The organism is Microbacterium faecale (genome assembly GCF_014640975.1).
GTDB lineage: Bacteria > Actinomycetota > Actinomycetes > Actinomycetales > Microbacteriaceae > Microbacterium > Microbacterium faecale.
In genome coordinates, this window is sequence record NZ_BMHO01000001.1 from 1535653 (window position 1) to 1559528 (window position 23876).

The 23876-nt window shown below is 68.4% G+C and carries 20 protein-coding genes; 17 read left to right on the forward strand and 3 right to left on the reverse strand.

Annotated elements, in window-relative coordinates:
- Positions 1 to 74: 74 nt before the first annotated feature.
- From IEW87_RS07315 to IEW87_RS07355, 9 genes are all read left to right on the forward strand, one after another.
- Positions 75 to 1670 carry an acyl-CoA carboxylase subunit beta gene (locus tag IEW87_RS07315; protein ID WP_188711612.1) on the forward strand — a complete coding sequence of 532 codons (1596 nt, stop codon included), beginning with the start codon at positions 75 to 77 and terminating at the stop codon, positions 1668 to 1670.
- Positions 1667 to 1870, forward strand: coding sequence for an acyl-CoA carboxylase subunit epsilon (locus IEW87_RS07320; protein ID WP_188711613.1), 204 nt, complete (start codon positions 1667 to 1669; stop codon positions 1868 to 1870). Before IEW87_RS07315 ends, IEW87_RS07320 begins: the two co-directional genes overlap by 4 nt.
- Before the next feature lie 91 nt (positions 1871 to 1961).
- Positions 1962 to 2711 (forward strand): biotin--[acetyl-CoA-carboxylase] ligase, encoded by a 750-nt coding sequence (locus tag IEW87_RS07325; RefSeq protein WP_188711614.1) that lies wholly within the window; start codon positions 1962 to 1964, stop codon positions 2709 to 2711.
- A 177-nt stretch (positions 2712 to 2888) separates the two neighbouring features.
- Entirely contained in the window at positions 2889 to 3404 is a 516-nt protein-coding gene (locus IEW87_RS07330; protein WP_188711615.1) for a PH domain-containing protein, read from the forward strand.
- A 12-nt stretch (positions 3405 to 3416) separates the two neighbouring features.
- Positions 3417 to 4538, forward strand: coding sequence for a 5-(carboxyamino)imidazole ribonucleotide synthase (locus IEW87_RS07335; protein WP_188711616.1), 1122 nt, complete (start codon positions 3417 to 3419; stop codon positions 4536 to 4538).
- A 115-nt stretch (positions 4539 to 4653) separates the two neighbouring features.
- Entirely contained in the window at positions 4654 to 5124 is a 471-nt protein-coding gene (gene purE, locus IEW87_RS07340) for a 5-(carboxyamino)imidazole ribonucleotide mutase (RefSeq protein WP_188712695.1), read from the forward strand.
- Entirely contained in the window at positions 5121 to 6563 is a 1443-nt protein-coding gene (locus IEW87_RS07345) for an LCP family protein (RefSeq protein ID WP_229731006.1), read from the forward strand. Before purE ends, IEW87_RS07345 begins: the two co-directional genes overlap by 4 nt.
- A gap of 79 nt (positions 6564 to 6642) precedes the next feature.
- Complete coding sequence (locus IEW87_RS07350; protein WP_229731007.1) at positions 6643 to 7527, forward strand: ABC transporter permease; 885 nt, start codon at positions 6643 to 6645, stop codon at positions 7525 to 7527.
- The gene (locus IEW87_RS07355; RefSeq protein ID WP_188711617.1) at positions 7527 to 8288 is read left to right on the forward strand and encodes an ABC transporter ATP-binding protein; all 762 of its coding nucleotides are present in this window, start codon (positions 7527 to 7529) and stop codon (positions 8286 to 8288) included. Before IEW87_RS07350 ends, IEW87_RS07355 begins: the two co-directional genes overlap by 1 nt.
- A gap of 13 nt (positions 8289 to 8301) precedes the next feature.
- Here the strand turns inward: IEW87_RS07355 and IEW87_RS07360 are convergent, their stop codons facing one another.
- Both IEW87_RS07360 and IEW87_RS07365 read right to left on the reverse strand, forming a co-directional pair.
- On the reverse strand, positions 8302 to 9210 hold the full coding sequence (locus tag IEW87_RS07360; RefSeq protein ID WP_188711618.1) for a glycosyltransferase family 2 protein: 909 nt from the start codon (positions 9208 to 9210) through the stop codon (positions 8302 to 8304).
- The gene (locus IEW87_RS07365; RefSeq protein ID WP_188711619.1) at positions 9207 to 10508 is read right to left on the reverse strand and encodes a UDP-glucose dehydrogenase family protein; all 1302 of its coding nucleotides are present in this window, start codon (positions 10506 to 10508) and stop codon (positions 9207 to 9209) included. Before IEW87_RS07365 ends, IEW87_RS07360 begins: the two co-directional genes overlap by 4 nt.
- An 86-nt stretch (positions 10509 to 10594) precedes the next feature.
- Here IEW87_RS07365 and IEW87_RS07370 point away from each other — a divergent pair, with 86 nt between their 5' ends.
- Positions 10595 to 12295 (forward strand): glycosyltransferase, encoded by a 1701-nt coding sequence (locus IEW87_RS07370; RefSeq protein WP_188711620.1) that lies wholly within the window; start codon positions 10595 to 10597, stop codon positions 12293 to 12295.
- A 6-nt stretch (positions 12296 to 12301) separates the two neighbouring features.
- On the opposite strand, the gene IEW87_RS07375 is transcribed toward IEW87_RS07370, so the two are convergent.
- Positions 12302 to 13372 (reverse strand): glycosyltransferase, encoded by a 1071-nt coding sequence (locus tag IEW87_RS07375; RefSeq protein WP_188711621.1) that lies wholly within the window; start codon positions 13370 to 13372, stop codon positions 12302 to 12304.
- Between the two features lie 131 nt (positions 13373 to 13503).
- Between IEW87_RS07375 and IEW87_RS07380 the strand changes: the two genes are divergently transcribed.
- The 7 genes from IEW87_RS07380 to IEW87_RS07410 all read left to right on the forward strand — a co-directional run bounded on the left by IEW87_RS07380 (position 13504) and on the right by IEW87_RS07410 (position 23872).
- Complete coding sequence (locus IEW87_RS07380; RefSeq protein WP_188711622.1) at positions 13504 to 14745, forward strand: polysaccharide pyruvyl transferase family protein; 1242 nt, start codon at positions 13504 to 13506, stop codon at positions 14743 to 14745.
- A gap of 111 nt (positions 14746 to 14856) precedes the next feature.
- On the forward strand, positions 14857 to 17160 hold the full coding sequence (locus tag IEW87_RS07385) for an LGFP repeat-containing protein (RefSeq protein WP_188711623.1): 2304 nt from the start codon (positions 14857 to 14859) through the stop codon (positions 17158 to 17160).
- A 70-nt stretch (positions 17161 to 17230) separates the two neighbouring features.
- Positions 17231 to 18373: a UDP-galactopyranose mutase gene (glf, locus tag IEW87_RS07390; RefSeq protein WP_188711624.1), complete on the forward strand. Its 1143-nt coding sequence runs from the start codon at positions 17231 to 17233 to the stop codon at positions 18371 to 18373.
- 16 nt (positions 18374 to 18389) lie between these two features.
- Positions 18390 to 20306, forward strand: coding sequence for a hypothetical protein (locus IEW87_RS07395; RefSeq protein WP_188711625.1), 1917 nt, complete (start codon positions 18390 to 18392; stop codon positions 20304 to 20306).
- On the forward strand, positions 20303 to 21094 hold the full coding sequence (locus tag IEW87_RS07400; protein ID WP_188711626.1) for an ABC transporter permease: 792 nt from the start codon (positions 20303 to 20305) through the stop codon (positions 21092 to 21094). Before IEW87_RS07395 ends, IEW87_RS07400 begins: the two co-directional genes overlap by 4 nt.
- A complete protein-coding gene (locus IEW87_RS07405; protein ID WP_188711627.1) occupies positions 21094 to 21837 on the forward strand; it encodes an ABC transporter ATP-binding protein in 744 nt (247 codons plus the stop codon). The genes IEW87_RS07400 and IEW87_RS07405 overlap by 1 nt, the downstream gene beginning before the upstream one ends.
- Entirely contained in the window at positions 21818 to 23872 is a 2055-nt protein-coding gene (locus IEW87_RS07410) for an acyltransferase family protein (RefSeq protein WP_188711628.1), read from the forward strand. Before IEW87_RS07405 ends, IEW87_RS07410 begins: the two co-directional genes overlap by 20 nt.
- The last annotated feature ends 4 nt before the right edge of the window (positions 23873 to 23876 follow it).

Below are 23876 nucleotides of genomic sequence, written 5' to 3' on the forward strand. Positions count from 1 at the left end.
TGTGGAGATCGCACACGCGACGCGCCGATGCGTTGTGCACGTGAGCCAACGGTCGGACGGATGGCGTGATTAGGGTGGAATCCGTGACCGAACCGGACATCTCGACCACCGCGGGCAAGATCCAGGACCTGCGAAACCGCTACCACGAGGCCGTCGTCGAGCCCGAGAACGTGGCCGCGACGAAGCAGCACGCCAAGGGCAAGCAGACCGCCAGGGAGCGCGTCGAGCAGCTCATGGATCCCGGCAGCTTCGTGGAACTCGACGAGTACGTGCGCCACCGCACGACGTCGTTCGGCATGGACCGCTCGCGTCCGTACGGCGACTCCGTCGTGACCGGCGTCGGCACGATCCACGGGCGCGTCGTCGCCGTGTACTCGCAGGACTTCTCGACGTTCGGCGGATCCCTCGGCGAGGTGGCCGGCGACAAGATCGTCAAGGTCATGAAGTTCGCGCTGCAGAACGGCATGCCCATCATCGGGATCCTCGACTCGGGCGGCGCGCGGATCCAGGAGGGCGTGCTCGCGCTCGGCAAGTACGCCGAGATCTTCCGGCTGAACACACGCGCGTCCGGCGTGATCCCGCAGATCTCGATCGTGATGGGCCCTGCAGCGGGCGGCGCCGTGTACTCGCCGGCGCTGACCGACTTCGTGATCATGGTCGACCGGACGAGCCAGATGTTCGTCACGGGGCCGGACGTCATCAAGACCGTCACCGGCGAAGACGTCGGCATGGAGGAGCTCGGCGGTGCGCACACGCACAACACCCGCTCCGGAGTCGCCCACTACCTCGCGGAGGACGAAGAGGACGCGCTCGACTACGCGCGCTCCTTGCTCGGCTACCTGCCCGACAACAACATGGCGGACCTGCCGGACTACACCTCGGACTTCGAGTTCGAGACGAGCGACCTCGATCAGCGTCTCAACACGATCATCCCGGACTCGCCGAACCAGCCGTACGACATCCACGAAGTGATCTCCGTGATCGCCGACCACGGCGAGTTCCTTGAGGTCCAGCCGCTGTTCGCCCCGAACATCGTCGTCGGGTTCGCACGCATCGAGGGACGCTCGGTCGGGATCATCGCCAACCAGCCGCAGCAGATGGCCGGAACGCTCAACATCGAGGCCGGCGAGAAGGCTGCCCGCTTCATGCGGTTCTGTGACGCGTTCTCGGTCCCCGTCGTGACCCTCGTCGACGTGCCGGGCTACCTCCCGGGTACCGACCAGGAGTGGACGGGCGTGATCCGACGTGGCGCGAAGCTGCTGTACGCGTACGCCGAGGCCACCGTGCCGCTCGTCACCGTGATCCTGCGCAAGGCGTACGGCGGCGCGTACATCGTCATGGGCTCGAAGCAGCTCGGCGCCGACGTTAACCTCGCCTGGCCGACCGCCGAGATCGCCGTCATGGGCGGCCAGGGCGCGGTGAACATCCTCTACCGCGGCGAGATCAAGAAGGCCGAGGAGAACGGCGAAGACGTCGCCGCGGTGCGCACGCGGCTGGCCGACGAGTACACCTACTCGGTCGCCTCGCCGTTCCTCGCAGCGGAACGCGGCGAGCTCGACGGCGTGATCGAGCCGGCGCACACGCGCGTCATGATCGCGAAGGCGCTGCGCGCGCTGCGTCGCAAGCGCGCCGAGCTGCCCCCCAAGAAGCACGGGAACATCCCGCTGTGACCGGCGAGCCCGACCTGCGCGTGACGCGCGGCAACCCCACGGACGAAGAACTCGCGGCCGTGCTCGCCGTCGTGACCGAGGCTGCCGCGCAGGAGGCCGCTACGGCCACGGTCGACGACCGACCCGTGAATCGGGCATGGACGACGTCGCGGCGTCTGCGTCGCTACGACCGCCGCCCGTGGGGCGGCTTCGCCGGGTGACCGCGGGCCGCCGCTCGCGCAGCCCGCTGCGCTGAGCCACGCCACCCTGCGCGAAGGAAGACGTCGATCCGGCGTGCGTAGGATCGGACGCATGTGGTCGCTCGCCGAAGCCGTGTCGCCCCGCCTCATCGACGCGGAGCACATCGGATCCACGAACGCGGATCTGCTGGCGCGGATTCGTCAGGGGGAGGCGTGGCCCCACCTCGGCGTGCTCCTGACGCGCGATCAGCGCGGCGGACGCGGCCGCCTCGATCGCCGTTGGGTGGCCCCCGCCGGCACGGCGCTCGCGGTGTCGGTCGTGCTGCGCATCGACGCCGTGCCGGCGGAACGTCGTGGCTGGGTCCCGCTGATCGCGGGCGTCGCGATGGCGGAGGCGGTCTCGTCGCAGATCCCCGGAGCGATGGTGAAGTGGCCGAACGACGTGCTCGTCGGCGAACGCAAGATCTGCGGGATCCTCGCCGAGGTGGCGACGGAGGGCACGGTCGTGGTCGGCAGCGGGGTGAACACGCGGATGACGGCCGAGGAACTGCCCACCGACACCGCCACGTCGTTCGCCAGCGAGGGCGTCAATGTCGATGAGGATCGGCTCCTCGCGGACTACCTGCGGCGTCTCAGCGAGCTCACGGCGCTCGTCGAGCGCGGATCCGTGCGCGCGCTCGTGCGCGAAGCGTGCGTGACAGTGGGACGCCGCGTGACGGCGCACCTTCCCGACGGCACACACCTCACCGGCCGTGCGATCGACCTCGACGAGTACGGTCGCCTCGTGATCGACGGGGCATCACGGCACGCGGTCTCCGCCGGGGACGTCGTGCACCTCCGGCCTGCCCCGACCGATCACTGACGCGAGCGGGTGCATCGGGCACCCATGCGAGCGCAGGAGATCCTCCCGAGAAACTGCCGGATCCGTGCGAAAAGTCCTCTCGTCGGCGAAAAGTCCTCGGCTCGGGCGCACGGGCGCTCTGCTCCGGCTACCGCGCGCCGACGCGCCACGGCGCCGTCGCCGGGCCACAATGGAGGCATGGCCGATCAGCAGGAGCTCCGTATCGCGACATTCCGTCGCGGTGCCGGATGGCTCGTCTGGCCGGCGGTCCTGCTCATCGCTGTCGCCGGCGCGACCGGCTACTTCCTGACGAATCTGCCGGATCCGTTCGACGACTGGATGCTCCTCGCCGCGGCGGTCGTCGTCGTCTTCTTCGGCGTCCTGCTGCCGTGGTGGACGTGGATCTCGCGCAGCTACATCGTCACCACCCGCCGCATCATCGCGCGGCATGGGCTTCTCCTGCGGCGCCGACGCGAGTTCCTGCACGCGACGGGGTACGGCGTTGAGCTGCTCCGCGGACCAGTGCAAGGCGCGTTCGGAACGGGAACGCTGCGACTAACGTGGGCGGGATCGACGATTGAGCTGCGCGGTGTGCGGAACCCGAAGCTCGTGCGCGAGACGCTCAGCGACCAGATCGAGATCTGCCAGATCCTCGCGCACCGGCAGGCACAGCAGCTCGCGGCCGATCCGTATCTCGAGCAGCCGTCAGCCTGAGACAATGGGCGCATGACGAAGCGTGTCGGCGTAATCGGCGGTGGGCAACTCGCCCGGATGATGATCGCTCCGGCGACGGAACTCGGCATCGAGATCCGCGTGCTGGCGGAGCAGGAGGGGATGTCGGCGGCGCTCGCCGCAACCGCAGTCGGTGACTATCGCGACCTCGAGACGGTGCGCGCGTTCGCGGCGGATGTGGACGTCGTCACCTTCGACCACGAGCACGTGCCGCAAGAGGTGCTGCGCGCGCTCGTCGCCGACGGGACGGCCGTGCACCCGGGGCCCGACGCCCTGCAGTTCGCACAGGACAAGCTCGCCATGCGCGCGCGACTCGCCGAGATCGGCGCGCCGCAGCCCGACTGGGCTGGCGTCGCGACGCACGCGGAGCTGCAGGCCTTCATCGACGACCACGGCGGACGCGCCGTCGTGAAGACCCCGCGCGGCGGGTATGACGGCAAGGGCGTGCGCGTCGTCCGGTCCGCGGAGGAGGCGGACGACTGGTTCGAGGCGTTCGCGGGCGAGCGGATCCTCGTGGAAGAGCTCGTCGACTTCTCGCGCGAACTCGCCCAGCAGGTCGCGCGCCGACCGAGCGGCGAGATGGTGCCGTATCCGGTCGTCGAAACCGTGCAGCGGGACGGCGTATGCGCCGAGGTGTTCGCTCCCGCCCCCCGCGCGGGGGAGCGCATCATCGAGATCGCGGCGCGCATCGGGACCGAGATCGCGAACGGCCTCGGCGTGACCGGGATGCTCGCGGTGGAGCTGTTCGAGACTACGGACGAGCGTCTCCTCGTCAATGAACTCGCCATGCGCCCCCACAACAGCGGGCACTGGACGCAGGACGGCGCGATCACGAGCCAGTTCGAGCAGCACCTGCGGGCGGCGCTCGACCTGCCGCTCGGATCCGCCGAGCCGCTCGTCGACGCGACGTGCATGATCAACATCCTCGGCGGCCCCGACGGCGTCGACATCGACGAGCGCTTCCCGTCCGTGATGGCGGCGTACCCACAGGCGAAGATCCACACCTACGGGAAGGCATCGCGCCCCGGCCGCAAGGTCGGCCACGTCAACGCCACGAGCGACGACATCGACGAGGCGGCCTACATCGCCCGCGCAGCCGCCAAGGGCTTCGAGTAGGCCGGCGGCGCCACTTCTTGAGCTGACTCAGGCGAGGCACTCAGCCAGCCGCAAGTCGAGCCTCTACTCTCGTAGGGTGCTTCCCAACTCTGGATCCCCCCTCGTCGGCGTCGTGATGGGCTCTGATTCTGACTGGCGTGTCATGCAGGACGCGTCGGCGGCGCTGACCGAGTTCGGCATCGCGCACGAGGTCGAGGTCGTCTCGGCCCATCGCACCCCGGACAAGCTCGTCAGCTACGGACGCGAGGCGCGTGGACGCGGTCTGAAGGCGATCATCGCGGGCGCCGGGGGAGCGGCGCACCTGCCCGGCATGCTCGCCTCGCTGACGCCGCTGCCGGTCATCGGCGTTCCCGTGCCGCTCAAGACGCTCGACGGCCTCGATTCACTGCTCTCGATCGTGCAGATGCCCGCGGGCATCCCCGTCGCAACCGTGTCGATCGGCGGCGCGACCAACGCCGGACTTCTCGCCGCGCGCATCATCGGCTCCGCGGATCCCGACGTCGCGGAACGCGTCGAGCAGTATGCAGACCGGCTCGAGTCGCAGGTCGAGGACAAGAATCAGCGGCTGAAGGACTCCCTGTCGTGACCCTTGCCGCCGAACGCCTGGCGGTGCCGCGCGGCCCGGTCATCAACGAGACCCCGCTGCGCACGCCCGACGCCCGCAACGCGGCGATGATGACGCGCCGCGGATGGTGGCTCGTGATCCTCGGGTTCCTGATTCCCGGCTCCGCGCAGTCGCTCGCCGGCAGTAGGCGGTTCGCCAAGCTCGGCCTCGCCTCGACGCTCGTCATGTGGCTCCTGATCGTCATCGCGGCGCTCGGCGCACTGCTGTGGCGCGAGGCGGTCGCCGATCTCGTGCTACGGCCGTACGTGCTCATCGCCTTGGCGGTCGTCGTGGCGGCGTACGCGATCCTGTGGGTCATCCTGTCGATCGACACGCTCCGCCTCGTGCGGCTCGTCAAGACGCGCACACCGCAGCGGTTCCTGATCGCGCTGCTCGCGATCGTGCTGATGCTCCTGCAGGGGGCGACGGGCGCGCTCGCGGCTCCGCGGCTCTTCGCGGCGGGCGGCACTCTCGGATCCATCTTCCACTCGTCGGGCCCCGTCGTGCCGGCGAGTGACGGGTACTACAACGTGCTGCTGCTCGGTGCCGACTCGGCCGAGGGCCGCGACTCGGTCCGTTACGACAGCATCTCGGTGATCTCGGTCAACGCCGACACGGGGCGGGTGACGATCACCGGCATCCCGCGCGACCTGCAGCACGTTCCGTTCAGCGACGGCAGCCCGATGCAGCAGCTGTACCCGAACTACTTCGAGGGGCACGCGGATCCGGCCTGCGGTTGGAGCAGCGGCATCAACCAGCTGACGAACGCCGTGACGTTCTGCCGCGACGACTCGGGCGAGAGTTTGTATCCTGACGCCGAAGCTAACGCGTCCACGCCGGCGATCGAGGCGACGAAGGACGCCGCCGAGGGGCTGCTCGGCGTCGAGATCCCGTACTACGTCTCGATCGACATGCACGGCTTCGCGGCGCTCATCGACGCGCTCGGCGGCGTGGAGATCACGGTCGACGAGAGGCTGCCCGAGGGGCCGGGGCCGGCCTATGAGGGCCAGCCCGCGAGCGAGTGGGCCACCGGCTGGATCGAGGAGGGCACTCAGCACATGAGTGGCGAGACGGCGCTCTGGTACGCCCGCTCCCGCTACACGACGAGCGACTGGGACCGCATGCAGCGCCAGCGCGAGCTGCAGGAGGCGGTCATCAGCCAGATGACGCCCCAGAACGTCCTCGCGCGCTTCCAGGAGGTCGCGCGTGCCGGCGACGACGTCATCACCACCGACGTGCCACAGGGACTCGTGTCGACCTTCGTCGAGCTCGCGGTCGATTCGCGCTCGCAGGAGATGACGTCGATCGAGCTGAACCCGGACTCCGGCGTCGACCAGGAGTGGCCCGACGCGGTCGCCATCCGCCAGCTGGTCGACGAGGCCCTCCACCCCGCGGGCGAGACTGAGGAACCGGTCGAGTGAGGGTTCTCAGAATCGCCTGCATACGGGCGGTAGGATCCAGTGTGACCTTCTGCGTTCGACCCCTGCGAGGCGCGCTCCTGTGACGAACATCGACCTGTCTCAGTACGACGTTCCGGGGCGCGGGCGGGGCCTGCGCGATGTCATCCGGTGGCGTTACCTGCTGACGCTGCTGATCCGCAAGGGCACGGCGACGCGGTACCGCAACTCGGCACTCGGGTGGACCTGGTCGTACGTCAAGCCGCTCATTCAGTTCTTCATCTATTACCTGGTGATGGGGTTCATCTTCGGGATGGACCGTGGCGTCGACAACTTCCCGCTGTACCTGTTCTCCGGCTTCATCACCGTGCAGTTCTTCAACGAGGGGTTCGGGAACGCGACGGGCTCGGTCGTCGGCAACAAGGCGCTCGTGAAGAAGATCTATCTGCCGCGGGAGCTGTTCCCGATCGCGGCGATCGCGGGCGCGTTCATCCACTTCCTCCCGCAGCTCGCGATCCTGATCGTCGTCGCGCTGATCTACGGGTGGATCCCGACCATCGCGGGGGCGGGAGCGATCCTGCTCGGACTCGCCATCATCGCGCTGGTGGCCTTCGGGCTCGGCCTGCTGTTCTCCGGCATCAACGTCCGCTTCCGCGACATCGACAACTTCGCCGAGGTCATCCGCCAGCTGGCGACCTGGGCCTCTCCCGTGCTGTACACCTGGCAGCTCATCGAGGAGCACCTCGGCGACATCTGGCTGTTCCTTTATCTGTGCAACCCGATCACGGTCGCGGTCGAGCTGATGCACTTCGGCTTCTGGGTTCCGACGGTCGACGAGTACTCCGCGTCGAACGAAGGCGGCTGGGTCGGATTCGCCCCGCACTTCGGGACGCACATCGGTATCGCGATCCTCATCGGAATCGTGCTCGTCGTCATCGGGCAGCTCACCTTCCGCCGATTCGAACGCACCTTCGCTCAGGACGTGTGATGACCGACACTCTGCAACAGACTTCCGAGCGCACCCCGGCGATCATCGTCGACGGCGTCACCAAGCGCTTCCTCAAGCGCAACACCCATTCCCTCAAGGAGGGGTTCGTCAACTGGACGCGCGGGAAGAAGGTGCGCGCCGACTATTTCGAGGCCCTCCAGGACGTGAGCTTCCAGATCGGCGAGGGCGAGTCGGTCGCGGTGCTCGGCTTCAACGGATCCGGGAAGTCGACCACGCTCAAAATGGTGTCGGGCGTCATGGAACCCGATGAGGGACGCGTGTTCACCAAGGGACGGGTCGCCGGGCTCATCGAGGTCGGTGCGGGTTTTCACCCCGAGCTCAGCGGTCGCGAGAACGTCTACCTGAATGCCGCGATCCTCGGCATGTCGAAGAAGCAGATCGAGGAGCGCTTCGACGACATCGTCGCCTTCAGCGAGATCGGCGAGTTCATCGACCAGGAGGTCAAGCACTACTCGTCCGGGATGTTCATGCGCCTGGCGTTCTCGGTCGCGATCCACGTCGACCTCGACATCCTCCTCGTCGACGAGGTCCTCTCGGTCGGCGACGCCCCGTTCCGCAAGAAGTGCAACGAGAAGCTGCGCGAGCTCACCGAACAGGGCGTGACGATGCTCGTCGTCAGTCACAACATGAAGACGGTGCAGCAGCTCTGCTCGCGCGGCATCGTCATCCACGAGCACCGCGTGCTCTTCGACGGCCCCATCGATGATGCCGTCGAAGTCATCCGCACCACCCCGCACTAACTCCGATGCTGCGCTAGTCCTTGCGGAAGGTCCGCTTCAGAATGCGGAGGGTGCGCTCGGGGAGGCTGTAGCGCTCGATCTCGCGGCGGAGCCCCTGTTCCACCTCGACGAAGCGCTGATCGATGAACTTCGTCAGGTACAGGGGCAGACCGGGCCCGTACTCGCGAACGTATTCGCGCAGTGCGGCATCGCGCACCTCGGCGTCATACTTCCGGTGCTCGGATCCGGCCGAGATCACGCTGTTGCCGTCGATCCCGGCGTGTCCGGGCCGCTGGTGCCAGTATGCGAATGGCCGGTCGTCGAGGTACTCGAGCGGGCCCCGCGCGAGCACCTTCATCGTGAAGTCCCAGTCGCCGACGACGGGCAGTCGCTCGTCGTACATGCCGAGCTCGTCGTGCATCGCGCGACGGTAGACGAAGCCGATCGGCACGAAGCGGTTGAAGAGCATCGTGTCGCCGAGGGTCGGCGCCGTCAGATCGGGCTGGAACAGTTCGCGCCCGAGTTCGACATAGTCGCCGCCGTCGACGCGCTCCCAGACGATCTCGATGCGCGAGACGACTCCGCCGCGCTGGAAGTTACCCTCGCGATCGAGGTAGGCCGTGGCACGCTCGAGGAACTCGGGGTGCCACGAATCGTCGTCGTCGTGCAGCACGAGGTAGGGAGCAGACGTCAGCGAGACACCCGCGTTCGCGCTCGCCCAGCGCCCGTGCGAGGTCTGTCGATGCAGTACGCGTACCTTGTCGCGGTGCTCTTCCGGCACGCGCGCGATCATCTCGTCGACGCCGGCCGGGTCGCCGCCGTCATTGATGACGACGCACTCCCAGTCGGCCATCGTCTGCCCCGCGATGCTGCGCAGCGCCCGATCGAGGAACCGCGGACGGTTCTTCGATCGGACGACGACCGCGACGCGGGGGTTCGTCATCGGCCCATTCCGGTGTAGGTCCAGCCGGCCTCGCGCCAGGTGTCGGGGTCGAGGATGTTGCGACCGTCGATCACGACGGCTCGCTCCACCTTCTGCGCCGTCTCGGTCGCGTCGAGCTGCTTGAACTGCTTCCACTCGGTGGCCACGACGACCGTCTCGGCGCCCGTGAGGGCCTCGTCGAGGCTGTCGGCGTAGGTCAGCTGCGGGTGGGCGCGACGCGCGGTCTCCATCGCCTGGGGGTCGTACGAGACGACCTTCGCGCCGAGACCCTTGAGACGCACCGCCACGTCGAGCGCGGGGGAGTCGCGAATATCGTCGCTGTCCGGCTTGAACGCCAACCCCAGCACCGCAACGCGTCGGCCGTAGGGCTGACCGTCGAACGAGTCCACCACGAGGTCCACGACCCGCTCGCGGCGACGCAGGTTGATCTCGTCGACCTGCTTCAAAAACGCCACCGACTCACCCTTGCCGAGCTCCTCGGCGCGCGCCGCGAACGCCCGGATGTCCTTCGGCAGGCACCCGCCGCCGAACCCGATGCCGGCATTGAGGAACTTGCGGCCGATGCGCTCGTCGTGACCGATCGCGTCCGCGAGCTCCGTGACGTTCGCGCCCGTGACCTCCGCGATCTCGGCCATCGCGTTGATGAAGCTGATCTTCGTCGCCAGGAAGCTGTTGGCAGCGGCCTTCACCAGTTCCGCCGTGGCGAAGTCGGTCACCAGGCGCGGCGTGTCCCGCTCCAGAATCGACGCGTACACCGCGTCGAGCGTCGCGACGTCCTCGTCACGCGTGTCACCGTCGACGCCGTAGACGAGCCGGTCCGGATCCACCGTGTCCTTCACCGCGAAGCCCTCGCGCAGGAACTCCGGATTCCACACCAGACGCACGCCCTTCGGACGCACGATCTCCGCCAAGCGCGCCGCCGTGCCCACCGGCACCGTCGACTTCCCCACAATCAACGAGCCCGCCTTCGCGTGCGGCAGAATCCCCGCGATCGCGCTGTCGACATACGTCATGTCCGCGCCCGCCGCATCGCGCCGCTGCGGCGTTCCCACCCCGATGAAGTGCACGTCGGCATCCGCGATGGCCGCATAGTCCGTCGAGAACGACAGGCGCCCCGAGTCGATGCCCGCCTTCAGAATCTCATCGAGCCCCGGCTCGAAGAAAGGCGTCTCACCCGCCGACAGCTTCGCCACCTTCGCCACATCGACATCGATGCCAACGACCGTGTGGCCCAGCGAGGCCATCGCCGCCGCGTGCACGGCACCCAGGTAACCGCAACCGATCACACTCAACTGCATCTGGAGGATCTCCTTCGTGGGGAACGTCCGGTCCGGACGCTCTCCATATCCTGCCACGTGCTGGGTTCACATATCCTGGTGCGGATATGTCCGGATCTTCCCGCGCTGAGCACGCCTCCGACGCCCCGCTGCTGTCGGTCGTCATCCCGACCCATAATGTTCGGCCGTGGCTGCGGCAGCTGCTCGACTCCGTGCTTCGCCAGCTCGACGATCTCGAGGTGATCGTCGTCGACGATCGCTCCGACGACGGAACGGTTGAGGACGCTGGCGCGGTGGCCGCTCGCGATCCCCGCGTGACGGTCATCGCCTCGCCCGGCCAGGGCGGCGGATCCGCACGGAACGCCGGGGCGGAGCGCGCACGCGGTCGATATCTCGTGTTCGCGGACGGCGACGACCTGATCCCGGACGGCGCGTACGCCGCGCTGACCGAGAGCCTGGAGCGCTCCGGATCTGACATGGCCGTCGGCGACTATCTCAAGTTCCGCGCGGTCGACACGTGGCGCCCGACCGCCGCAATGCCGGCGTTCGACCGTCCGGCGGAGGGCATCTCGCTCGCGGACGAGCCGACGCTGATCTACAGCCGCCCGTGCTGGAACCGCGCGTTCCGGCGTGAGTTTTGGACGGGCTCCGGGATCCGCTTCCCCGACGTGCCGCGCTCGAACGACATCGTCCCGATGGTCACGGCGCTTCTCGCCGCCCGGTCGATCGACATCATCGCCGACGCCGTGTACGTCTATCGCGAGCGGCCCGGATCCGGGTCGATGACGGCGCGAGCGGGCGCCGGAACGAGTCTCGTGAGCTACCTGACGCAGGAGGCCGAGTGCGCCCGCCTCGTGAGCGAGGCGGCTCTCCCCGCGCTCGAAGAGGTGTACGCCGACCTCGTCTGGGACCGCGACGGCTTCGTCGCCGTGAACCGTTACCTGCTCGCCTGGGAGGCCCCGTCGGAGGCCGACGACGAGGTCGCGGCCGCCTTACACGCGCTGCTCGAGGCTGTGCGCGCCCCCGACGCCATCGGATCGCTGCGCCGCGCCACCCTCGAGCTGGCGGCGCGCGGGGAGTTCGACGCTGGCCACGCCATCGCTCGCGTCGCGGGCGGCCACCCCGAGGGCACAGATTCCACGGAAGAACGCGCAGACCTCGTCGCCACGTGGCGAGCGCTGCTCGCGGCGGACTCCGCCTGGAGCGATGAGGAGCGCGCACTCGTCCTGGAGCGACTCTCGCGCCAGCTGGCGCAGCCGCGTGCTGCCGGATCCGAGTGGCGACAGCTTGTCGAACAGGCCCGTGACATGCTCGGCGAGCGCGCGCGCTTGTTCGCGGTCGACGCGTGGCAGGAGCCATCGGATGACGACGCGCGCCGCGAGATGCGGGCGCGCATCGGCGCTCGAGTGGATCGGGTCTCGGGCGGCGACCTCCTCGTCATCGAGGGGACGGTCTCCGCCGACGCCGCGTCCGTGGCCGACGACCCACGGCCGGCGCTGTTCGACGGCGAGGCCGCGCTCGCAGCGGGGGAGCGGCGCGTGATCGACGCCGCGAACGTCACCTGGCGCACGGCAGCCGACGGCGTGCGCAGCTGGTCGGCCGCCTTCCCGGCCGCGTCGCTGCCGTTGCATCGTCCGCTCACGCCGGTCGTTGTCGCCGGAGATGCCATCACGAACATCGACGCGGCGTTCGAGCTGCCGCCGTATTCGCCGCGTGACGCGTTCCTCTACGACGTCGTCGACCGGATCCTCGTGGTGCGCCGCCGACGCCACTGGCTCGTCCGCGGTGTTCGCCGGCTCCTGCCCTGATCGAGCTCAGGCGGCGCTGAGTTCCGCGAGCAGATCGGCGTAGGCGCGTGAGACGTCCCAGGGGGAGATCGGCGCGAGGAAGTCGTCGAAGTCGGCGTCGGTCACCGAGGCGAACGGATCCGTGGCGAGCAGCTCGGCAAGGGAGTCCGTGGGATCCTCGGGGTCGAAGAACGCCACCCAGCGCTGATCGCCGAACTGCGCGCGCAGTCCCGGATCCGCGGGGAGAATGACCGGGACGCGGAACGTGGCCGCGAGGTGGACGCTGCCGGAGTTGAGGATCGCGCGATAGGGGAAGCAGGCGACGTCGGCGGCGCGGAACCAGCGCGCGATGTCAGCGTCCGCCACGAACGCGAGTTGCGTCACCGTGCGCATCCCGCTCGGCAGCGACGCCGCGAAATCCGCGCGCGACATCTCCTTGACCGCGCCGGCCAGCATCAGCACGAGGTCGTTCTTGCGACGCGCGTCGGCCTCGGCGGCTGCGGCCGCGAGCGCGGCGACGCCCTTGTACGGCCGGATCTGTCCGAGGAACAGCGCCGCGGTGTCGCCGTCCGTCAGGCCGAACGAGGCACGCGCATCGCTCCGCGTGACCGACGTGTCGTACACCCCCTCGTAGCTGGGGTGCGGGATCTGCCGGATGCGTCGCGGGTCGAGCGAGACGACGTCGCCGATCGCCTCGGGCGTGTGCGGTGCCATGATGTGGACGGCGTCGGCCGAGTCGGCGATGACGCGCAGCAGCCGAATCTCGAGCTCGCGGAACGTGAGCTCATGGGGCAGCCGGTTGTGCACGGTCCACACGAGCTTCCCGCCGCGCGAACGGACGCCTCGGAGCGCGCGATCCAGGCGGCGCACGCGGCTGAGCGCATCGGCGTACGACTGGGCCTGCTGCGCGATCGGCGTCGTCCAGTGCAGGTGCACGATGTCGCCGCGCCCCAGGTCGGCGAGTCCGCGCATGAGGTCGTCGTACGTGTGCGCACCGCGGATCTGGAAGCCGCCAGCTGCCGGAGCCAGTTGGAGAAGGTTGAGAAACGCGTTGTTCAGATAGGCGGGAAAGACGAGCAGCTGGGGGCCGGAACGCATGCCCACATGATAGGAGGCTCGGGAGGGAAACCGGCGCGCGCCTTGCGGCGCCCGCGCAGCTGTCGCGATGATGGCCCTGGGGTGTGCGGGTTTCTCACCCTGCCGCTCATGATGACCCCAGGAGAAGCTTCGTGGCCTTTCCCGACGAGTTGATCGACGGCGTTCGCGTGCCGCATTGGACGCCAGACGCGCCGGATGCGCCGAGGAACTTCGGCGACGAGATCGGACCGTTGCTCGTGCGCGCGCTGCTCAGCGCGGCTCCGCGACAGGAGGGCTCGGCGCGCCTGCTCTCGGTCGGAAGCGTGCTGCAGTTCGCCTCGCCCGGCGATGTCGTGTGGGGCGCGGGAATCAACGGCAAGGTGCTTCAGCGCGTGCGATACCCACTGGACGTGCGCTCCGTGCGCGGGCCGTTGACCCGCGCGGTGCTCCTCGGGCACGGTGTGCGCGCCCCCGAGGTGTACGGAGATCCGGCCCTTCTGTTTCCGCGGTTGTTCCCGGAGGTGACCGCGAACGGGGCCGGCGGATTGACCGTCGTCCCGAACCTCAACGAGCTCGATCGCGTGCCGGGTGAGGATGTCCTCAGCCCTGTCGGCGAGCCCCGCGAGATCGCGGCGCGCATCGCCGGGAGCGGTTTCGTCGTGGCCAGTTCCCTGCACGCGCTCGTACTTGCCGACGCATACGGCATCCCGTCGCGGCCGCTCGTCCCTGCGGCCGAGCACCCACTGAAGTATCTCGACTACTACGCCGGGACGGGGCGCGCCGACGTGCGATTCGCTGCCACGCACGAGGAGGCGCTGGAACTCGGTCCCGTGCCGCCTCCGATCGTGGACCTCGACGCGATCGACGCGGCGTTCCCGCGGGATCTGTGGCGCGGTGGGATCGCGCGCGGCCCGGAGGACTCGCGCGACTACGAGAGCCTTCGGCACGCCTCGGCCGCTGTGCGCGACGCGGTGACGCGGTCGGTGGGTCAGGATGTTTCGGCCAGCGCGGCGCAGGCGCTGCTCCGCGTCGAGGAGCTCGTTGCCGATCAGCCCGCCGCGTTGACGCACCTGCTGGAAAGGTGTTCGTCGGAGGCGCGGCCGGCCGCAGACGAGATCGGAACGATGACGGTGCGATACCTCATCGAGTGCGCGCCCCACGGCGAGACCGACCGGCGAGTTTCGCGCGCGCTGAGACGCGCGTCGGCCAATATGCATGACGTGCCCGTGGTCGCGCGCGTGGCGGCCACGGGCAAGGTGTCTCTCGCCCGTGCGATCGCTCGGGACGAGCGGACGGAGGCGGACGGATTCGCCTATCTCGCGTCGCTCGACCTGCCCGCCGCCCCGATCGAGCGATCACGGCGTCGCAGGCGCATGTTCCGACGTCGCGACTGAACTCGGATCAGTTTCTCGTTACCTAATTGATGGCGCAACGCGGCGCGCGACGCGCCGGAAGAGTCGAACTTCGGGTGTTGCAAACCAGTCACATCTGTCACACTAAGCATCATGCGTCGCATCAGAATCGGCTACGAGTCTGCCCGGAGGGGACGGATCGCGTTCGCGTTCGCCGTCATCGCGGGCGTGATCATGGCGATGCTGCCGACGACTGCCTTCGCGGATACGACGCCGACGCCGACACCGACTCCCGAGGTCACGGCTCAGCCGACGGAGGCTCCGGATCCGGACGCCGCTCCCGCTGCGACGCCCGCACCGACGGCGGAACCGACCGAGACGCCCGCGCCGGACGAGACGGCGGCACCCGAGGAGACAGCGGCTCCCGAGGAGACAGCGGCTCCCGAGGACACGGCGGAGACGCTCGATGACGAGATCGCGCGGATCCCGACGCCCGAGAACGGGGACTACGTCGGGTCCAACACGGTCGACGAGGCCGATCCCGGCGGCTATTCGGCGACGATCGACGCGTACCAGCCGGCCACCCTCAAGGGCTTCCGCCCGGGCAACATCATCAGCGACGCGAAGATGTACACGTCGGGCACGATGTCGGCGAAGCAGATGCAGTACTTCTTCGACAAGAAGGTGCCGAAGTGCGATTCGGACTACACGTGCCTGAAGGACTTCTCGATGAAGACCCTCACGAAGGCGCCGAACGCGTACTGCTCGGGGACGTACCGCGGCGCGGCGAACGACACCGCCGCCCAGATCATCTCGAAGGTCTCGAAGGCGTGCAACGTCAGCGAGAAGGTGCTCGTGGTCATGCTCCAGAAGGAACAGGGACTCGTCACGCACACCTGGCCGAGCGACTTCCGCTACGACATCGCGATGGGGTACGCGTGCCCGGACGACGCCGCGTGCGACGAGCGCTACTTCGGGTTCCAGAACCAGATGTACATGGCCGCCTACCAGCTGCAGCGCTATACGAAGGACTCGTACTTCAGCTGGTACCCGGTCGGTAAGACCTCGCAGGTGCGCTGGCACCCGAACGCGTCCTGCGGATCCGGTGCCGTGCGCATCGAGAACAAGGCGACGGCGGCGATGTACTACTACACGCCGTACCAGCCGAATCGCGCCGCTCTCAACGCCGGCTACGGCATCGGCGACTCGTGCTCGGCCTACGGTAACCGCAACTTCTACAACTACTACACCGACTGGTTCGGCGGCACGCGCGGCGGCGAACCGTCCGCTCCCTCGCCGAATATCCCGGTTCCCGGTCAGATCGGGCAGAAGTGGCGTGCTCTCGACGGCCAGTCGGGATTGCTGGGTGAGCCGACGGCGACACAGAAGTGTGGCCTGCAGCGCTACAACGGCTGCTATCAGACCTTTGACGGCGGCATGATCGTCTGGTCGAAGCAGACGGGGGCGCACTACGTCTCGGGAGCCATCGCTGCTCGGTGGAAGGCACTGTCGTCGCAGAACGGCCGGCTCGGGTACCCGACGTCGGATCCGCGCTGTGGCCTGGACGGCGGCGGCTGCGCACAGCGGTTCGAGGACGGTCGGATCCACTGGACAAGCTCGACGGGTGCGCACGCGACGACGAACTCGATCATGCGCAAGTGGCGGGCCGCTGGGTGGCAGACGGGCGCGCTGGGCTACCCCTCCGGTGAGCGGTGGTGCAACGCAGGCATGTCGGTCTGCACGCAGCCCTTCGAGGGCGGCAAGGTGCACTGGCTCAAGAACCGCGGGACGTTTCAGACGACCGGGTCGATTTACACGACCTGGGAGCGCTCGGGCTCCGGAGGCGGCCCCCTCGGGCAGCCGATCTCCGACCGCCGCTGCACGCTGGAGAACGGCGGTTGCGCACAGAAGTTCCAGAACGGACGAATCCACTGGACCTCGGCCACGGGCGCCAACATCACCAAGGGGGCGATCCTGCGCGCGTGGCGCGCTGCGGGATGGCAGACGGGGGACCTCGGCTACCCGACGAACAACGAGCGCTGCGGTCTCGAGCGCGGCGGCTGTGCACAGCGGTTCGAGGGGGGCCGGATTCACTGGTCGCCGAAGACCGGCGCGCACGCGACGACCGGACCGTTCGTCGACGCGTGGCGGAACAACGGCTGGCAGGCGGGTCGCCTCGGCTACCCGACGTCCGAGAAGCGATGCGTCCTTGAGGGCGGCGGCTGTGCGCAGCGGTTCGAGGGTGGCCGGATCCACTGGTCGCCGAAGACCGGCGCCCACGCGACGTCCGGCGCGATCATGACGGCGTGGCGGGAGCGCGGCTGGCAGACCGGCCGCCTCGGCTACCCGACCGGCGACGGCAACTGCTCGGCCTCGGGCGACCGCTGCGTGCAGTGGTTCCAGGGCGGCAGCATCCGGTGGGAGCGCGGCGCCGGCGTCTCCGTCCGCTACTGGTGACCGTGATCTTCCTGTGACATTCGCGCCCGCCTGTCAGGATTGACGGCCGCTCGATGAAACAATGAGCCGTATGGACACCGATCTTCTTGTCGTCGGCTCGGGATTCTTCGGCCTCACGATCGCCGAACGAGCCGCGAACGCGGGCCGCCGAGTCACCGTCATCGAACGCCGTCACCACATCGGCGGCAATGCTTACAGCGAGGCCGAGCCGGAGACGGGGATCGAGGTGCACCGCTACGGCGCGCACCTGTTCCACACGTCGAACGAGACGGTGTGGGAATACGTCAACCGTTTCACGACGTTCACGAACTACGTGCACAAGGTGTACTCGAACCACAAGGGCGTCGTGTACCCGCTGCCGGTGAACCTCGGCACGATCAACCAGTTCTTCCAGGCTGCCTATTCGCCCGATGAGGCACGCGCGCTCGTGAAGGACCAGGCCGGCGAATTCGACGTCGCCAGCGCGCAGAACTTCGAAGAGAAGGGCATCGCTCTCGTCGGCCGGCCGCTCTTCGAGGCGTTCTTCCGCGACTACACGGCGAAGCAGTGGCAGACCGACCCGACGAAGCTCTCGGGCGACATCGTCAGCCGTCTCCCCGTCCGCTACACCTACGACAACCGCTACTTCAACGACACGCACGAGGGTCTTCCGACGGACGGCTATACGGCCTGGCTCGAGCGGATGGCCGATCACCCGAACATCGACGTGCGCCTCGACACCGACTTCTTCGACACGGCTCAGCCGTTCAACAAGAAGGACGTCGTCGGTCAGCTCCCCGTCATCTACACGGGCCCTGTCGACCGCTACTTCGACTACTCCGAGGGCGCACTCAGCTGGCGCACGCTCGACTTCGAAGAAGAGGTCCTCGAGGTCGGCGACTTCCAGGGCACGAGCGTCATGAACTACCCGGACGCCGACATCCCGTACACGCGGATCCACGAGTTCCGGCACTTCCACCCGGAGCGGGCCGACCGCTACCCGAACGACAAGACGGTGATCATGCGGGAGTTCTCCCGCTTTGCCTCGCGCGACGACGAACCGTACTACCCGGTGAACACGTCGGAGGACCGCACCGGGCTCCTCGCCTATCGCGAACTGCAGAAGAACGAAAAGGACGTGCACTTCGGCGGCCGGCTCGGCACCTACCAGTACCTCGACATGCACATGGCGATCGGGTCCGCGCTGTCGATGTGGAACAACAAGCTCGTCTGAGACCGGGGAAGACGGCATGACGGACGCAACCGAGGTGAGTGACGCGTCGCGGCTGCCCGAGATCGTCGTGATCTCGGCGCCGCGTTCCGGAACGAACTTCTTCTGCGAGTGCCTCGACCACCTCTCGGAGGTGCGGGGACTCTATGAGGTCTTCAGCGCGAACGGAGTCTACGGCACGCTCGAGAACGTCGTCGCGTCGCCGCACCGGCTGGCGTACGTGCTCGTGCGTTCCCGCCTCGACGCGTATATCTCCGTGCAGAAGAACGTCAGCGGCGAGAGCGGGACCCACACCGACACGAGCGAGGTGCGGCCGGAGATCGACGTCGACGCGTTCCTGGAGTGGGCCGTCGACCTCGACCGCTGGTTCGAGCGCATGGCCGACGTTCTCGAAGCGACGGACAGGCCGTATCGGATCCTGTCGTACGACGCAGACGTGAACCGCGACAAGAGCGAGCTCCTGTCGGCGCTGAGCGAGACGCTCCGCGCGGACGGCATCATGGCGACGGTCGCCGCGCAGGGTGGTCGCGACCGCATTCAGCGCCAGGATGCGGCGACGAGTCCCTTCGAGAAGGTCGCGGACGGCGAGCGGCTGCGCGCTGAGTTCGTCGCGCGCGACCTGCTCGATTACGCGTGTGCGGAACCGCTCGCTGAGCGCGACGCGCGACGCGGGCTCGCGGCCGAGCTCCGGCCGCGGCCGAACACGACTTCGCCGCTCCTGCCGGAACGCGCACGGCTGCTCCACATCGGTCTGCCGAAGACCGGCACTACCGCCCTGCAGCGCACGGCGGTGCGCAAGCGGGACGAACTCGCGCGCGCCGGCGTGTTGTACCCGCGCACGCTCACGAAGCGGCACGATCATCTCATTCCTACCGCGGCCCTCATGGGGCGGCGCATCGCGGAAGTCGGAGGCGTGCCCGAGATGGAGCACTGGAACGACCTCCTGGCGCGGGTCGAGGCGGACGATTCGCGCCGCGTGTGGATCTCGCACGAGTGGGTCTGTGAGAGCGATGACGATCAGGTACGGCGCTTCCGCGACGAGCTGGGCGAATCGCTGCACGCGGTGATCTCGGTGCGGCAGTACGGCACGATCCTCGCCTCGACGTGGCAGGAGTTCCTCAAGTCGACGATGCTGCACGAGTTCGAGGACTGGGCATCGTACGCGCTGACAGACGAGCAGGCGCCGGACGGCTTCACGCAGCGACAGATCGCGGCGTTCCACCGGCGATCCCAGCAGGGACGCATCGTCGAGCGCTGGGCGCGGATCCTCGGGCGTGATCGCGTGACGGTGGTCGTCGTGGATCCGGATCACCGCGACCAGCAGACCGACGCCTTCGAGGACATGCTCGGGCTCGAGCGCGGGATGCTTGGCGCAGAGGAATCCGGAGCGGTGGCGAACCGCAGCATGACCGTCGAGGAGACGGCGCTGATGCTCGCGCTCAACCGCGCCTACGCGGACCCGGACTCGGCGCTCGAGAAGCGCCATGGACGCCTCCCGATCGCGCTGTCCCGCGAGCTCCTCACCCGTACGCCGGGCGCGGACGAGCGCAAGCTCACGTTGCCGCGGTGGGCGGCGGAGCTCGCCGACGTCGAGAGCGCGCGGCACGCGGACGAGATCGAAGCGACGGGGGTGCGCGTCATCGGCGACCTCGACGCTCTCCGCACGGCGAGCAAATCAACCGACGACGCCCGGCACAACGCGAGCGCCGATGTGCCGCTCGATGCGGCCGTGCGGGCCGCACGCGCAATCGCCGAGGAGGGTGTGAAGCGCGCTCACGCGGGTGAACAGGAGGACCGGCCGGACGAGCGAGCCCGCGTCGATGACGTGCCGGCGGTCGAGCTCGCGAAGGAGGTCGCGCGCCGGGCGCGCGGCCGAGCCGGGCGCGCGTTGCGCCGTGTGGCCTCGAAGTCGCGGCCGGAGGAGGAAGCGCCGTGACCGAAACCGTCGGCGCTCCCGGGACGCCCCGGCGCTACCTGCACTCTCTCTGGCTGCTGTCGTCGCGCGACCTGCGGGTGCGCTATGCGACGAGCTGGCTCGGATACCTGTGGAGCGTGCTCGATCCGCTCGTGATGAGCGCGATCTACTGGTTCGTGTTCACGCAGATCTTCCACCGCGATGTCGGCGCCGATCCGTACATCGTGTTCCTCATCGCGGGCCTGCTGCCGTGGGTGTGGTTCAACGCCGCGGTGACCGACTTCACTCGGGCCTTCAACAAGGATGCGAAGCTCGTGCGATCGACGTCGATCCCGCGCTCCATCTGGGTCGGCCGCATCGTGCTGTCGAAGGGCACCGAGTTCATGTTCTCGCTGCCCGTGCTCGCGATGTTCGCGATCTTCGTAGGCGGCACGTCGTTCGGGTGGGGAATCCTGTGGTTCCCGGTCGCTGTCATCCTGCAGGCGATCCTGCTCGTCGGGCTCGGACTGATCATCGGGCCGCTGTGTGTGCTGTACAGCGACCTCGAGCGGACGACGCGCCTCATCCTGCGCGCACTGTTCTACGCCACGCCGATCATCTACTCCGTCCCCGACCTGCCGAATGGCTTCGGGTTCCTCGGCGTCCTTAACCCGCTCGCGGGCATCTTCACGATGTTCCGTGCCGCCTTCTTCCCGCAGCTGTGGGACACGACCTCGGTCGTGGTGAGCATCGTCTGGTGCGTCGTGCTGCTGGGCGTCGGCCTCGTGATCTTCCGGGCGCTCGAGCGCCCGCTGTTGAAGGAGCTGTGATGGCGGGGGAGAACGCGATCTCGGTGACAGGGCTCGGCGTGCGCTTCCGCCGCAACCGGCGCGGACGCCGGTCGATCAAGGCGATCTTCTCGAGCGCGCGACGGCGCACGCCCAAGGGCGAGTTCTGGGCGCTGCGCGATGTGTCGTTCACCGTCCGTCCCGGCGAGTCGATCGGCGTCGTCGGCCGCAACGGACAGGGCAAGTCCACGCTGCTGAAGCTCGTCGCCGGGGTGCTGCTCCCGGACGAAGGCACGGTCGAGGTCTCCGGCGGCGTCGCTCCGCTGATCGAGATCACGGGCGGATTCGTCGGAGACCTGACGGTGCGCGAGAACGTGCGCCTCACGGCGGGCCTGCACGGCATGAGCCGGCGTCAGGTCACGGATCGCTACGACGAGATCATCGAGTTCGCCGAACTCGAGGACTTCCAGGACACTCCGTACCGCCATCTGTCGAACGGAATGAAGGTGCGCCTCGCGTTCTCGGTCGTCTCGCAGCTCGACCACCCGATCCTGCTTGTCGACGAGGTGCTCGCCGTCGGCGACAAGGCGTTCCGCGAGAAGTGCTACGCGCGCATCGATGAGCTGCTCGCCGGCGGCCGCACGCTGTTCTTCGTGAGCCACCGAGAGGCCGACCTGAAGCGGTTCTGCACGCGCGGGCTCTACATCCGTGATCACCGGCTTGCCCTGGATGCTCCGATCAGCGAGGTGCTGGAAGAATACAACGGTGACAACGAACGTTCGTGAACGGACGATGACGCCCGCGCCGGCGCGACCCACGCGCATCGGCGAAATCGACGGACTTCGCGGCATCGCGCTCACGCTCGTCGTCATCTTCCACCTGTTCGGGCACGGTCGCGTGTCCGGAGGCGTCGACGTCTTCCTCACCGTCTCGGGCTTCCTGCTCGTCCTCTCGCTCGGGCGCGCTTTGCAGACCGAACGGCCGCTCGGCATCGTTGCGCGGTGGGGGCGCACCTTCGCCCGGCTCGCTCCGCCCGCGACACTCGTCCTGCTGGCGGTCACGGCGCTGTCCTACACGGTGCTGTCGCCGTGGACGCGAGAGCAGAACCTCATCGAGGTCATCTCGACGGCTCTCTACGTCGAGAACTGGCAGCTGATTTCCTCCCAACTCGCCTACGGCGCGGCCGGGCCGGAAACGAGCCCGCTGCAGCACTTCTGGTCGCTGTCCGTGCAGGCGCAGTTCTTCTTCCTCTTCCCGCTCGTGGTCGGCATCCTCACGCTCATCATCCGCGGTCGGCGTGCCCGCGTCGTCGCCTTCTGGACCCTCCTCGTGGTCGCCACGCTGGCCTCGTTCATTTACGCGTGGCGCGCGAACCTCGCGGATCCGCTGGCCGCGTACTTCGACACGGGCGCCCGCTTCTGGGAGCTGGGCATCGGCGGTCTCCTCGCCGGGCTGGTGCTGGCCGGTTGGTCGATCCCGGCCGCGCTCAAGGTCGTCGCGGGGTGGGTGGGCCTGGCGATGGTCATCAGCAGCGGCTTCATCTTCGACGGCGGCCTGAGCTATCCGGGACCGGCGGCGCTCCTTCCCGTCGGCGGCGCCATCCTCGTCGTGCTCTCGACCGCGGGCGGAAAAGGGTCGGCGTCGCCGCTCCTCACGAGCCGCCCGCTCGTCACCCTTGACCGGCTGTCATACGGGCTGTATCTGTGGCACTGGCCGATCCTCATCGTCTTCCTCACGATCAAACAGCGCGACGCGATCGGATGGCGCGGTGCGAGTGTCGTGCTCGCCGTATCGGTCGCGGTGACGTTGCTCACGCGCTTCCTGCTCAATGCTCCGACCGCATGGGCGACGTCGGGAGGTGGGCGGCGCCCGCTGGTGTTCTTCCTGGTCGCCGTGATCGTGGCCGTGACGCCGGCCGGCGTCCTCTATGCCTCCAGCTCATCGGCCTCGTCCAGCGTGGTCGCCGTGGACGAGTGCGCGGGCGCCGCGTCGCTCGATCCGACGCGGCCCGAGTGCGCCGATGCGGGGGAGGGCGAGGATCCGGTGCCGGCGCTCGACGCGCTGCGCGGAGACGATGCCAACCGAGCCGAGTGCTGGTCGCGAGTCGACACGCGCGACGTCGCCATCTGCGCGCTCGGCGAGGAAGAGAACTACGAACAGCGGATCCTCGCCGTCGGCGACTCGCACAACAATGTCTGGATCGACGTCTACGAGCAGATCGCCGAGGCGCGTGGCTGGCGCATCGACGCGGCGGGACGCGCGGGGTGCCAGTGGGTTTCACCGGACGCTCCGGTATACGGCCAGAACGCGGAAGGGCAGGAGGGATGCGCTGAATGGCGCACGGCGATCAGCGAACGGGCGGCGTCCGGCGAGTACGACGCGATCCTCACGACCGCGTCGTCGAAGTCGCGCTTCACGTCCGAGGACCCGGGAGTCTCCGACGAGGAGTTCCACACGGAGATGATCCTTGAGGCGTGGCAGGCCCGGCCGTCGTCAGATACGCCGATCCTCTTCCTCCGCGACAACCCGATCTTCCCCGAGGAGTCGCTCGACTGCATCGCGAACCGGTCGGCGCGAGAGGCGGGCGACTGCTCGCGGCCGCGCGCCGACGCGCTTCTCCACACGGGGTACGACGACGCCGTCGCGCGCACCGAGAACGCGCACACGATCGACTTGAGCGACCTGCAATGCGGTCTCGACCGCTGCGACATGGTCGTCGGCGGCGTCGTCGTCACGCGGGACGGAGCGCATCTCACGTCGACGTATGCGGGAACGCTCGCGCCCTACCTCGATCGAGAGCTTGCGCGGATCCTCGACTGAGGCG

Bases quoted from the DNA above. Each gene is read 5' to 3' on its own strand.
- IEW87_RS07375 (WP_188711621.1), bottom strand. From the start codon at position 13,372: ATGCGTTCCGGCCCCCAGCTGCTCGTCTTTCCCGCCTATCTGAACAAC.
- IEW87_RS07370 (WP_188711620.1), top strand. From the start codon at position 10,595: ATGTCCGGATCTTCCCGCGCTGAGCACGCCTCCGACGCCCCGCTGCTG.
- IEW87_RS07365 (WP_188711619.1), bottom strand. From the start codon at position 10,508: ATGCAGTTGAGTGTGATCGGTTGCGGTTACCTGGGTGCCGTGCACGCG.
- IEW87_RS07335 (WP_188711616.1), top strand. From the start codon at position 3,417: ATGACGAAGCGTGTCGGCGTAATCGGCGGTGGGCAACTCGCCCGGATG.
- IEW87_RS07325 (WP_188711614.1), top strand. From the start codon at position 1,962: ATGTGGTCGCTCGCCGAAGCCGTGTCGCCCCGCCTCATCGACGCGGAG.
- IEW87_RS07330 (WP_188711615.1), top strand. From the start codon at position 2,889: ATGGCCGATCAGCAGGAGCTCCGTATCGCGACATTCCGTCGCGGTGCC.
- glf (WP_188711624.1), top strand. From the start codon at position 17,231: ATGGACACCGATCTTCTTGTCGTCGGCTCGGGATTCTTCGGCCTCACG.
- IEW87_RS07355 (WP_188711617.1), top strand. From the start codon at position 7,527: ATGACCGACACTCTGCAACAGACTTCCGAGCGCACCCCGGCGATCATC.
- IEW87_RS07405 (WP_188711627.1), top strand. From the start codon at position 21,094: ATGGCGGGGGAGAACGCGATCTCGGTGACAGGGCTCGGCGTGCGCTTC.
- IEW87_RS07385 (WP_188711623.1), top strand. From the start codon at position 14,857: ATGCGTCGCATCAGAATCGGCTACGAGTCTGCCCGGAGGGGACGGATC.
- IEW87_RS07395 (WP_188711625.1), top strand. From the start codon at position 18,390: ATGACGGACGCAACCGAGGTGAGTGACGCGTCGCGGCTGCCCGAGATC.
- IEW87_RS07360 (WP_188711618.1), bottom strand. From the start codon at position 9,210: ATGACGAACCCCCGCGTCGCGGTCGTCGTCCGATCGAAGAACCGTCCG.
- purE (WP_188712695.1), top strand. From the start codon at position 4,654: ATGGGCTCTGATTCTGACTGGCGTGTCATGCAGGACGCGTCGGCGGCG.